Origin of the sequence: Pasteurella multocida, assembly GCF_900187275.1 — a bacterium.
Lineage (GTDB): Bacteria > Pseudomonadota > Gammaproteobacteria > Enterobacterales > Pasteurellaceae > Pasteurella > Pasteurella multocida.
In genome coordinates, this window is the sequence record NZ_LT906458.1 from 775,495 (window position 1) to 788,803 (window position 13,309).

The 13,309-nt window shown below is 39.3% G+C and carries 4 protein-coding genes; 2 read left to right on the plus strand and 2 right to left on the minus strand.

Annotation, left to right across the window (positions count from 1 at the left end):
- Positions 1-171: 171 nt before the first annotated feature.
- Together CKV69_RS03650 and greA are read right to left on the minus strand one after the other, a co-directional pair.
- Complete coding sequence (locus CKV69_RS03650) at positions 172-8,064, minus strand: YadA-like family protein (RefSeq protein WP_016570146.1); 7,893 nt, start codon at positions 8,062-8,064, stop codon at positions 172-174.
- Between the two features lie 407 nt (positions 8,065-8,471).
- Positions 8,472-8,948, minus strand: coding sequence for a transcription elongation factor GreA (greA, locus tag CKV69_RS03655; RefSeq protein ID WP_005716336.1), 477 nt, complete (start codon positions 8,946-8,948; stop codon positions 8,472-8,474).
- 166 nt (positions 8,949-9,114) lie between these two features.
- Here greA and dacB point away from each other — a divergent pair, with 166 nt between their 5' ends.
- Together dacB and nrdA are read left to right on the plus strand one after the other, a co-directional pair.
- Complete coding sequence (gene dacB / locus CKV69_RS03660; protein WP_014326063.1) at positions 9,115-10,578, plus strand: serine-type D-Ala-D-Ala carboxypeptidase; 1,464 nt, start codon at positions 9,115-9,117, stop codon at positions 10,576-10,578.
- Between the two features lie 396 nt (positions 10,579-10,974).
- A complete protein-coding gene (gene nrdA / locus CKV69_RS03665) occupies positions 10,975-13,245 on the plus strand; it encodes a class 1a ribonucleoside-diphosphate reductase subunit alpha (protein ID WP_005726674.1) in 2,271 nt (756 codons plus the stop codon).
- The last annotated feature ends 64 nt before the right edge of the window (positions 13,246-13,309 follow it).

A 13,309-nucleotide genomic window follows, 5' to 3' on the forward strand; every position in this document is an offset into this window, starting at 1 on the left:
ACCACTAAATATACTACAACATGCTATGACGTCTATGTTGTGGCAAAAATTAAAGGGGATAAGCTCGCTTCATCCCCTTTTTCAGGTCCTTATCAGATATATTTGAATTTCAGCATAAACGAAAAAGGGTATTGTTTAACCAATACCCTTTGTTTACGATTTAAGGCTCAATTACCATTGATAACCGATACTACCACCGAAGTTCACATCACCACGGCTGTTCATACCACCACCAAGTTTGATTGAGATCTTATTGTTATCTGAGTTTCTTGCATAACCAACTGCAATAGCAGATTCACTACGATAAGAACCTACACCAAGAGAAACGATGCTCTTACCAGCTTCATTTGGACGCTGTAAGAACGCAACCGCTGTGGCACCCGCGATACCGGCACGGAGATCTTTATCCACTTTATTGATATGATCACCTAGCTTATTAATCGCAGTGGCTTGGTTATTCACTTGTTGTTGAACTTTATGTAACTGGCTACCATTCACAGCTTGTTTACTGGTTGCACTCACTTCACCATCAGCCACACCGTCAATCACGTTGTTACCCATGTTGATTTTCGCGCCTTCTTTCACTGTCAAGTTCTCCGTCACATTGATACCTTTCACATCAATATTGTCTTTCAATCTGACACGAATTGTATCCCCTGCAACTTCAGTTTCGATGTTCTTATCGTCACCTTTCACTTTCACAGTGGTACCAAGCTTCGCTTTGTGTTCAGTACCTTTATCCGCACCAAACACTAAACCGTCGTTCATGGTGGCAACTTGCTCTTCAGTGCCATCAGGTTTGGTATAAACGATACGTGTTTTACTATTACCGTCTTTACCATCATTGCCATCTAAGCCTTTCACGCTATCTTTCACGCCAATGATCGCATTTGCATTTTTGCCATCAGCGCCCGCAGGACCTGTTAAGCCAATCGTACCAACACCATCTTTCCCGCTGATAGCCACCGCATCTTTGCCATCTTTGCCGGCGATACTGATACTACCTTTACCGTCAGCGCCTTCTTTACCACTGATAACCACTGCACCCTCTTGAGGTTGGTTTGTGCCATCTTTAGGTCCAATTACAACTTTATTGGCTAAATCAAAGGTGACATTATGCTTATCATTGTCAACCGTTTTGCTGATCACGATATTGCCATCGGTATTGTTCAAATCAACAGTATGTTTTGGTTTCACGTTAGATACATTGTTATTTGCATTTTCATTGACCGAAATATTCCAGCCCGAAGCAGCAAGCTCTGCGGTTTCTTTCACAGCATGAAGCTGACTACCGTTTACAGCATCTTTGCTCGTTGGTGAAATATCACCCTCTGCCACACCTGTAATCTTAACGAATTTATCCGCGGTTGGATTAACAAGACTCAAGGTTGCATTACCGTCTTTATCTTTAGTCGTGGTCATGGATAATGACTCATTACCGTCCTTATCAGTAAACTTAATTGAGGCATCTTGACCATCCTTACCATTCAAGACAATACCTGAAAACTCCGGACGTTCTTTCATTACCACTTCTAAACTACCTGTTGGATTACCTTGGTCATCTTTCACCGCACGGACACCGAGGTTACCACTTGATACTTTGCTATTATCCTTAACAGTGGTCGCATCAATACCGCCTTTGATACCTAATGTTTCATTCAGTTTACGTGTAACAACAGTACCATCATTACCCTCAAACTTCATACCATCGTTTAAGGTAGCGACTTCTTCAGTGATCGGTTGATCATTCGCGTCTTTAATAGGATTACCATCTTTGTCTTTCAAGGTATAAACAATACGTGTTTTACTTGTACCGTTCGCACCGTCTGTACCATCAACACCTGCTGCACCTTCTTTCACACCAATATCAGTTGAAACTGATTTGCCGTCAGCACCACGCGGACCAGTCAGACCAATTGTACCGTCTTTACCATTTAAAACTACGCTTGCGCCGTCTTTACCCGTGACTTTAACAGAACCATCAACGCCTTCTACGCCACCTTCTGTTGGCTTACCTAACGTAATATTATCAGCTAAGCTGACTTCAAGGGCTTTTCCGCCATTCTTACCATCAACGACTTTAGTATTGATGTTGTCATCACCTGTAATTTGTGCGGCTGTACCTAAGTCTTGCTTGAATTCGTTACCTTCCTTGTCTTTCAAGCCAAAACCACCATTTGTAGCAGAAGTAATATTGGTAATCGCATCTTTCAGGTCACCAACATTGACACCGTTATTGAGTACATCACCTGTTGCATCTTTCAATGCTACCGCATCACCGTCTTTATTTTTCAGACCACTCGCTACGTTAACAATTTGGTTACCACCGTTGTCTAATCCTTTTTCGGTTAGGCTTACAACTGTATCCTTAGCATTCGGATCTTGTGCATCAGCTTTTTTCGTAATAGTTAACCCATTACCGTTGAGCACGCTACTGGTATTATTCGTACCACCTACAAAACTCGCGCTAGTTAAATCTTTTAATGCTTTAGCTAAAGCAACAGTAATCGTATTACCTTGAATCTGAGTCATAATATTCTGACCCGCGTCAAAGTCCGCCCAAGTGGTATTATTAGCATGTCCTTTTACATCCACACGGCTATTCAGTTTCGCATTATGAACTGCCCCATCATTCGCACCGAATTTTAAGCCGTCGTTCAGTGTGGCTAACTCTTCAATTGTTGCTGGATCAGTAGGTTGTGCACCAGGTATTTCATAAGTAATACGTGTTTTGTTGTTAGGTGCATTATTCGGATCATCATTCGGTGTACCAACTAAATCCGCTTTCCCTGTTGCAACTTTAATCTTCGCACTTGGTGCATCTGCTGGCGCTGTACCTGGCGCATTTCCTGTTAAAGTGAGGGAACCATCTGTACCATCAAGCTTCGCACGTTCTTTACCTTTATCATCAGTCAATGTCACTTTACCTGCTTCACCAGTAGAACCTTGTACTGTAGGATCAGCTGCTTTGCCAAGAGTCAATTGGTTAGCTAAACTCACTTCAAGCGCTTTACCTGCTTTATTAGTTGTCGGGTCAGTAAAGTCAACAACTTTTGTATTCACATTTGCATCACCAATAACTGCCGCAGTTTCACCCAAGTTTTGTTTAAAGGTATTGCCTTGTTTATCTTTTAAGCCAAAACCACCTAATGGGTTGTTATCACCATTTGGATTATTCCCAGCGGTAATATTATCAATTGCTGTTTTTAAGTCGCCAACATTTACACCATTAGTTTGAACTGCATCTTTTAAAGAAGTTGTTGCTGTACCATCATCTTTTGTTAAACCACTCGCAACATTCTTAATCTGGTTACCACCATTATCTAAAACTTTATCTGTTAACTTAACAGTTTTATCGCCGTCGGTAATAGTTAAGCCATCTTTGTTAATCACTGCACTATCTTTCGGATTACCAGCAGGATCACCAAAGGTTGCACTGGTTAAACCTGATAATGCTTTCGCCAATGCTACAGTAATGGTGTTACCATTGATTTGAGTCATAATATTTTGACCTTCATCAAAGTTACCCCAGATTGTGTTTGTTGCTTTACCTTTTACATCCACTTGCGTATTTAATTTCGCATTGTGGACTGTACCATCATTTGCACCAAATTTTAAACCATCATTGAGTGTAGCTAGCTCTTCAACGGTTGGATTAGTACCTGCACCAGGAATTTCATAGGTAATACGCGTTTTCTTCTTAGGATCATTTGCTGTCGCTGGTGAATTTTCTAAGTCTGGCGCCCCTTCAGCTACTTTAATCTTCGCGCTTGGTGCAGTTACAGAACCTGTTTGAGGTGCATTACCTGTTAAAGTGAGAGAACCATCTGTACCATCAAGCACAGCACGATCTTTACCTGTATTATCAGTTAATGTCACTTTACCTGCTTCGCCAGCTGTTGTGCCTTCAGGTGCTTTACCTAATTTTACGTTATTGGCTAAGCTAATTTCTAAACCTGTTGGATTGTTACCCTCTTTTAGGATCTTAGTGTTAACATTGTTGTCACCAGTAACTTTAATTGCCGTACCTAAAGCTTGTTTAATGGTTTGGCCATCTTCACCAATTAAACCAAAACCTTCTGCTTTAAGATCGTTTAACTGCTTGACGTTCACCGCATCAGTATCATTATCACCAGCTGCAACATTAGTAATTTTATTACCGCCGTTGTTTAAACCACCTTCGGTTAAGCTTACTGTGTTAGCACCATTGGTAATGGTCATACCATCTTTATTGATAGTTGTTTTATCTGTTCCAGTACCAAATGTTGCATCTTTCAAGTTAGAAAGTGTTTTCGCTAATCTTACTTCTAACGTGTCATCTCCGTTAGCAATGACACCGATATTTTTATCTGCGATAGTTGTAAGTTTATTTCCATCATTCTCACCACCAACAATTTTCATACCTTGGTTTGAACTACGTGAAATCACTGTGGTATCAGTATCAGGTTTGCCATTTGGATTACTTAACGTCGAGTTATCACCCGCAAAACGCAATGGACGAGTCAACGCAAATAACTGGCTACCATTGATTGCATCGGTACTCGCTTCTGTCACTAAACCTGCTGCCACATTTTGTACACGACGCTCTTTACCAACGGCACCAACAGTGACCACACCAACTGGCTGCGAACCAGCAAAGGTATAACCTGATTTATTTAACCCATTTGCCATATCAGCATAAGCATTCATACTAGAAGTCGAATTACCCGTTGTATAAGCAGAATCGGCACCTAAATACACAGAATTTTCTAATGTTGCAGTGACATTATTACCTAAAACAAAATAATTTTTCCCTTTTGTATTTAAGGTGTTATTCGCTCCAATAACCGATGAGTCAGTTAATGTAAATTCTTCTGTTGAATCAGGATCTGGTAATTGAGCTACTTTATTGTTATGTCCGTAAACAAACAAACCACTTAAATCTTTCGCTAGCTTTTTATCACTGCTGATTTTGTTGTCATAACCTGTCACATAAATGTCTTTTAGATCATTGGCTGGTGCAGCGGGTGGTGTACCAGGTACATGAGCCTTCTCTTCAATTGCACCAATAGTGTTCTTGTTACCGACAATACGCGCATTTTCCTTAGCTTTGATTTCATTACTATTACCGAAAATACCACTTGCATTAGCAGTTAATGTACTGTTGGTATTACCTAAAGAATATGTTCCCTCGCCACTAATTACTGTAGTTTCTTTGTTACCTAATGCACCAGCGTAACCGATACTACCTGAATTTGCACCAGTGACATTCTGGTGAGTACCAAACGCAATTGAGTTTTCACCAGTGGCATTTGCCTTAGTACCAATCGCATTAGAAGATACCGCGCCTGAGAAAGCTTCACTACCAAACGCATTACCCGTTAACGAGTTAGCAACCGCACGATCACCAATCGCATTGGCTTTTTCTGCGGAAGAAACTGCTCTATAACCAATCGCGATCGCACGATCTACATTGCCATTTTGAATATCTTTATTCGATGTTGCAGCTAAACTACCAATCGCAAGTGAATTATTTCCTTCTGAGTTTGCTCCCGCACCAATTGCTAAACCATATTGATAAGGTTGATTTGAAATTGCTGCATTAGTTGCACTACTTTGTGCTTTGCCATCATCTAACTCTGGACTACCTACATATAAAGTACCAATAGCAATAGAACCTACACCATGCGCACTCGCTTGATTACCTATAGCGACACTACGCTCTTTTCTTGCAATAACACTCTGTCCAATTGCCATAGATAATTTACCAACAGCTCCATCATTATCATAATTAGATGGACGATCTGTAAGGTCCTTATCATTAACGCTGAAGTAATGCGTTTTTTCTGTATTAATTGTATCTCTTAATTGATTCAAATTAACTGCATCAGTACCATTGATCGCTGGCGCTACATTAGAAAGACGCGTATTCTCTTTTAAAGTAATTTTGTGATTTGCACCACTATTTGGATCTGGTGAAACTAAGTCATATTTAACATCTGAAGTAGCAGAACTATGCGCTAAATTATTAAATTGCGCTTGTAATTTCGTCGTGACATCTTCAGAAACACGCTTCAGTTGCGCAACGGTTACTGCATCTTGCTCATCTGCACCATCCGCAACATTAGTTAGGCGACGTAAAATATGTTGATTTGCATTTCCTTCTTGACTACCAACAGACACGACTAAAGAAGAATTTTTACCCGTTAAATAACCTGATTTATTACTTGCTTTAGCAAGAGAGTTTGCCCCTAGTGCCACATTATTTGCATCTGATTTTGCGTTAGCACCAATTGCAACAGCTTGTTCACCTTCAGCATCTGCACTAAAACCAACCGCTGTAGATTTTAATCCTGTTGCTTTTGTATCATAACCTAATGCAGTTGCATCTGATGCACTTAACGATTGTGCTCCAACTGCTGTACCACGCTGAATTGGTGTGGCCGTTTTATAGTTATTTGAGGCATTACCAATCGAAACATTATCTCCAACAGTTTCTTTCGAGTTAGCTAAATTCGTCCCTGCATAAATACCCAATGCAATATTAGCTTTACCAACCACACCTTTACCAGCTTCAGTACCAATACCGATATTATATTGTCCGATGACGTTCTCACCAGCATTCTCACCAATATTGATATGAGAATGTTTTGTTCCTTCTTTATCAGATTCTTGACCTTTACCTGCGTTTAAACCAATCGAAATGGTTTTATTTGGCATTGCTTTTGCTAATTCACCGATTGCAATACTCTGTGAGCTTAAGGCTTCACTATCTTTACCAATGGCTACTGTTGATGCTGTATGTGATTTCGCATTTAAACCTAAAGCAACTGAAGCCACGCCTTTTGCTTGAGCTGTTTTACCAAGTGCTACTGCACTCTCTGCAAAGGTTTCCGCCGCATCACCAATAGCAACTGATGAATCAGAATCTTTATTCACTCGTGAAGTATTACCCAAAGCAATAGAATTATCACTTGCAATTGCTTGAGCAGAGGTTCCTAATGCAATATTATTTTTAGAAATGATCTTTTTGACATCTTTATTTGAGGTGATCGCATTTTTACCAATCGCAATACTTGCTTCACCTCGGCTAACCGCTTTATCACCAATCGCGACAGAACTTTCTCCATCTTTAGGTCCTAGAACATAAGAAGATGCGCCATCATAAACCACATCACCATCTTGTTTAGAACCTACACGAGCATGTTCACCAATCGCGATACCTTTATTTGCGGTTTTTACTGCATAAGCTTTTTTACCAATTGCAATAGATTCTGTTGCATTGGCTGTACTGTCATGACCTAAAGCAACTGAATCAGTGGCTGTTTTGCCTGTTTTCGCTTTTGGACCGATAGCTAAAGAATCTTTTCCTTCTGCAGCCGCATCTTCAAGCTCTGACTTCGCACGGAAATATTTAATCCCTGTATACGTTGTTGTGCCTTCTGGTACACCTAAAGATGTAACAAGGTTGCTGAGTTTAGTTAACTCGGATTTATCTGCTTTAGTGTTTTTTAATGTATTAACTTCTGTAGTTAATCCATCAACTACTGATTTATCTGCTTTACTAGTTTTTAATGTATTAATTTCTGATTTATCTGCTTTATTGGTTTTTAGTGTATTAACTTCTGTACTTAGTCCATCGACTACTGATTTATCTGCCTTATCTGTCTTTAATTCATTAACATCCGTTTGGTTTGCTTTTTGATTCACTGTTTCCGTTAATGTAGTCACTTTTTCATCTGTTGCAACCGTTTTACCACCAACAGTTAAAGTTGTAGTAGCAATACTCTTGAATGTAGCTGTATCGAAAGTGGCTGCACCTTTAAAATTAGAGGTCTGATTTACCGTTAAATTATCTGCAATCACATCTTCCGCAAATACCTGAGCTGGAGAAAGTGTAAGAATAGAAAGTAATGCAATCGCACTTAATTTGAATGTTGCAGGGATACTGCTATTCAATTCTGATTGTGGATTAGAAGAAATAGCGCTAAAAGACTTTACTTTACCTTTCGAGGTTGCAAGCTCTGAGACTGCAATAAAAGTATTAGTGACGTGGCTCCATATAACACGGTAAACTTTATTCATAAAATTGCCCCTTGCATAATATAAAATGAATAACTGATTCGATTTAGTTTAAGTTAAATAAAAGAAAACGAACGCATTAAAAACTGTACATTAATTAAATACATAATCTGTCCATTTACTAACAGTCTGATATTTGAGCATTAATTTTCAGATAAGTAAATTGAGTGGATATTGTACAAAGAAGGGAATTTTAATAATTAATTGATTTATAAAGAAAAAACAAAATGTAAAACTAAGTAATACTTCTTGAAATATCTTTACATAAAAACATACTGGTTTAATCAGTTTTGTTTTTATATTATATTTCAATTAGTTACGTTACTTTACAAAGACTAAGGTTATTTATTGTGGATGTAAAAAAGCCTTATTGTCAACAATAAGGCTTTTATTTTTTTATCATTTTTTACTTATTTATATTCGACGTCGAGAATTTCAAATTCCACTTTGCCGCCTGGCGTTTGAATAACAACAACGTCATCCACCTCTTTGCCAATTAACCCTCGCGCAATCGGTGAGTTAACTGAAATTAGCCCTGCTTTAATATTGGCTTCATCATCGCCTACAATTTGGTACGAGACTTCTTCTTCCGTGTCAATATTCAGTAACAAAATTGTGGCACCAAAAATCACTTTGCCATTATTTGGGATCTTTGTGACATCAATAATTTGACTATTCGCTAATTTCCCTTCAATTTCTTGGATTCGTCCTTCACAAAATCCTTGCTGTTCACGCGCAGCATGGTATTCTGCATTTTCTTTTAGATCGCCATGTTCACGAGCTTCTGCGATAGCATTAATAATTTCTGGGCGACGAGTGTTTTTCAAAAAATCGAGTTCTTGTCTTAATTGTTCCGCACCACGTATAGTCATTGGAATCTGTTTCATAATCGTTTTTTCTTCCTTTTTAGATAAAAACAAAACCACAACATTGTAAAAACAATGCCGTAGTTGAATAAAAAAATAAGTGTTTAACGAGAAAAGGATTTACTCTCGAGGGTTCAAATACTATTATTGTTCGACAATAAAAAAATAGCAACTGCTCGAGCCAATTATGTATAAAATATCTTCTTTTTTTACTGCCACGCTTTTACGCCTTTTCAAACGAACGATACTTATATGTAGTTTACTCGTCAGTCATTTCAGTTATGCTGAGATTGATCTTGCTGAAATCAACGCTCATTTACCCGAAGGGACCAGCCTAGGTTTTGTGGCTAAAAACTTAAATCGTAATGAAAAAATTGTAGCGCACCAAGCCAGTACCTTTATGTTACCCGCCAGTACACAAAAAGTGCTCACCGCCTTAACCGCCAAACTCGTACTAAGTGACCAATTTCAATTTGAAACCAGTCTATTAACCAATGGAAAAATAAAAAACAATGAAATGCATGGCGATCTTATCGTACGTTTTACAGGTGACCCCGATCTCACCAGTGGTCAACTTTATCAACTTTTCGCCCAATTAAAGAAACAGCGTATCCAAAAAATCAGTGGTGATATTATTTTAGATACCTCAGTATTTAGCAGTCATGATCGTGGTTTAGGCTGGATCTGGAATGACTTAACCATGTGTTTCAATGCACCACCTGCTGCAGTGAACATTGATAATAACTGTTTTTATGTTGAGTTAGATGCGAATTATGCACCGGGTGAGCAAGCGAAGATCCATGTTCCTGCGCAATATCCTGTACAGGTTTTTGGTCAAGTCTATATTTCAACGCCTAAAGAGGCTGGGTATTGCCAACTTGATGCCACCGTACTTGATAATAATCGTTACCAGTTAAAAGGATGCTTAGCACGCCAAAACAAACCCTTTGGTCTCAGTTTTGCGATCCAAGATCCGAATGCCTATGCTGCAACTATTATTCAGCGACACCTTAAAAAACTAGGCATTGCTTTTAATGGTAAAATCAAACAGCCTTATCAGACGCAAAAAGGACAATTATTAGCACAGCATCTCTCTAAGCCCTTACCTGATTTAATCAAAAAAATGATGAAAAAATCAGATAATCAAATTGCCGATGCCTTATTCCGTACTATCGCTTATCAATATTATCAGCGCCCCGCTTCATTTCCTTTGGCTAGCCAAGCTATGCGACAAATTTTACAAACCAAAGCAGGAATTAAATTTGGTCATGCCATTATTGCAGATGGCTCCGGCTTATCACGTCATAATTTACTCTCTGCTGACATTTTATTACAAGCATTGGAATACATTGCAAAACATGAAACACAGTTACAGCTCATGGATACCTTTCCAATTGCGGCTGTGGATGGCACATTAACCGGGCGAGGTTCTCTCATTCATGAGCCCTTAGCGAAAAATTTAATTGCCAAAACAGGCGCCCTCAAAGGGGTATATAATCTCGCCGGCTTTATGACCAATAAAAAAGGGGAAAAAGTTGCTTTTGTGCAATTTATTAATGGCTATTCTACTGGCGACTTTGAGCGTAAAACAAAACGGGCGCCTTTAGTTCAATTTGAAAGCCAAATCTACAATCGCCTTTATGAGCACTAAATTAAGGCTAAACCATACTGAGGTACTACGCCAACTCACAGCCTGTGTGTGAATCGAAAAGAGAACACATCGTCTGCGCGCCTTTCTCCTCGTTGTGTATAGTAAGGCGAAGGGGTCTGCGTTTGTGCTGAGCCCGATAAAAAATGACAAAATTTGACCGCACTTTCTGTATGCACTGAAGGCATACATGTAAAATTTGATCTACTGCACAAATTTTAATAATTCAATTTCTGACCTTCGCAAAATTTTACTTATTTATAAATAAGTTATTTTATGTCAACAACGCCAGTAAAAAATTTACTACTTGAATTTTATCTACTGGCACATTATCTTGTATCAAATTTTCAATTCTACACAATATCTTGTGTTTTCATCATCTAACAACGGGTCTATAACATGAACAAAGCATTGATGGTCACAAAACGTGACGGACACCTTGAACCAATTGATCTGGATAAAATTCACCGCGTGATTACATGGGCGGCAGAGGGCTTAGATAACGTTTCTGTTTCTCAAGTGGAATTACGTTCACATATTCAATTCTATGAAGGTATTCGTACATCTGATATCCATGAAACCATCATTAAAGCTGCTGCAGACTTGATCAGTAAAGATAGCCCAGATTATCAATATCTTGCTGCCCGTTTAGCCGTTTTCCATTTGCGTAAAAAAGCCTATGGTCATTTTGATCCACCCCGTTTATACGATCACGTAAAAAAATTAGTACGCATGGGAAAATACGATCCCGCCCTTTTAGTCGATTATACCCGTGAAGAATGGGATGAAATGGATTCTTATTTAGATCATTGGCGTGATATGACCTTTTCATACGCGGCGGTGAAGCAGTTAGAAGGGAAATACTTAGTACAAAACCGTGTCACCGGTGAGATTTATGAATCCGCACAATTTCTTTATTTACTGGTAGCGGCGAGCTTATTTTCGAAATACCCCGCTGAAACCCGTTTAAGTTATATTCGTCGTTTCTATGATGCGACCTCAACTTTTAAAATCTCGCTCCCGACCCCTATTATGGCAGGGGTACGTACACCAACCCGTCAATTTAGCTCTTGTGTTTTAATTGAATGTGGCGACAGCTTAGACTCAATTAATGCAACCGCCTCTGCTATTGTGAAATATGTTTCTCAACGCGCGGGGATTGGAGTCAATGCGGGTGCTATTCGTGCCTTAGGCAGTCCAATTCGGGGTGGCGAGGCCTTCCATACTGGTTGTATCCCGTTCTATAAATATTTCCAAACAGCCGTCAAATCTTGTTCACAAGGTGGGGTGCGTGGTGGTGCTGCCACGGTTTACTACCCGATTTGGCATTTAGAAGTTGAAAGTTTATTGGTATTAAAAAATAACCGAGGTGTTGAAGATAACCGCGTACGCCACATGGATTACGGGGTGCAACTGAATAAATTAATGTATCAACGTTTAATTAAAGGTGGTGATATTACCTTATTTAGCCCGTCTGATGTACCGGGATTGTATGAAGCATTCTTTGCTGATCAAGATAAATTTGAACAACTTTATTTGCAATATGAGCAAGATCCAACTATTCGTCAACGCAGCGTAAAAGCCGTTGAGCTGTTCTCATTATTAATGCAAGAACGCGCATCAACAGGACGAATCTATATTCAAAATGTGGACCACTGTAATACCCACTCCCCGTTTGATCCGAAAGTGGCGCCTGTCCGTCAATCTAACTTATGTTTAGAAATTGCGTTACCGACCAAGCCATTACAACATTTCCATGATGAAAAAGGTGAAATTGCGTTATGTACCCTTTCTGCGTTCAATTTGGGTACCCTTGAAAATCTTGATGAATTAGAAGGCTTAGCTGATTTAGCAGTACGTGCGTTAGATGCCCTATTAGATTACCAAGACTACCCGGTGATCGCGGCGAAGAAAAGTTCACTTGCGCGTCGCTCATTAGGCATTGGCGTAATCAACTATGCGTATTATTTAGCGAAGAATGGCGTGCGTTATTCCGACGGCAGTGCCAACGATTTAACCCACCGCACTTTTGAAGCGATCCAATACTACTTATTGAAAGCATCAATGAACTTAGCCAAAGAAATTGGTCCATGTGAATATTTCAATGAAACCACTTATTCACAAGGAATTTTACCAATCGATACCTATAAAAAAGACATTGATAACTTGACCAAAGAGCCACTGCACTACGATTGGGAGACCTTACGTAAAGAAATCCAAGAATTTGGTTTACGTAACTCTACGTTAACGGCATTAATGCCTTCTGAAACCTCATCACAAATTTCGAATGCAACAAATGGTATTGAACCACCACGTGGCCATGTCAGTGTGAAAGCCTCAAAAGACGGTATCTTAAAACAAGTGGTGCCGGAATATGAAACCTTAGGTGAAAACTATGAGTTGTTATGGGATCTCCCAAATAATGATGGTTATCTGCACTTAGTAGGGATTATGCAAAAATTCGTTGACCAAGCGATTTCGGCAAACACCAACTATGACCCACAGCGTTTTGAAGACGGCAAGGTGCCAATGAAACGCCTACTGGGTGATTTATTAACTGCCTATAAATACGGCTTAAAAACCTTGTACTACCAAAATACCCGCGATGGTGCTGAAGATGTGCAAGAAGACATTGATGATGGCTGTTCAGGCGGTGCATGTAAAATCTAATGTGAGTAATCACAACTAACGAGAATGCGTTTCATGGTAAAAAGTGAAGCGCATTTTTCGTTTT

What these genes read in the sequence shown, in the direction of transcription:
- CKV69_RS03650 (WP_016570146.1), bottom strand. Translation starts at nt 8,064, where the DNA reads ATGAATAAAGTTTACCGTGTTATATGGAGCCACGTCACTAATACTTTT.
- greA (WP_005716336.1), bottom strand. Translation starts at nt 8,948, where the DNA reads ATGAAACAGATTCCAATGACTATACGTGGTGCGGAACAATTAAGACAA.
- dacB (WP_014326063.1), top strand. Translation starts at nt 9,115, where the DNA reads ATGTATAAAATATCTTCTTTTTTTACTGCCACGCTTTTACGCCTTTTC.
- nrdA (WP_005726674.1), top strand. Translation starts at nt 10,975, where the DNA reads ATGAACAAAGCATTGATGGTCACAAAACGTGACGGACACCTTGAACCA.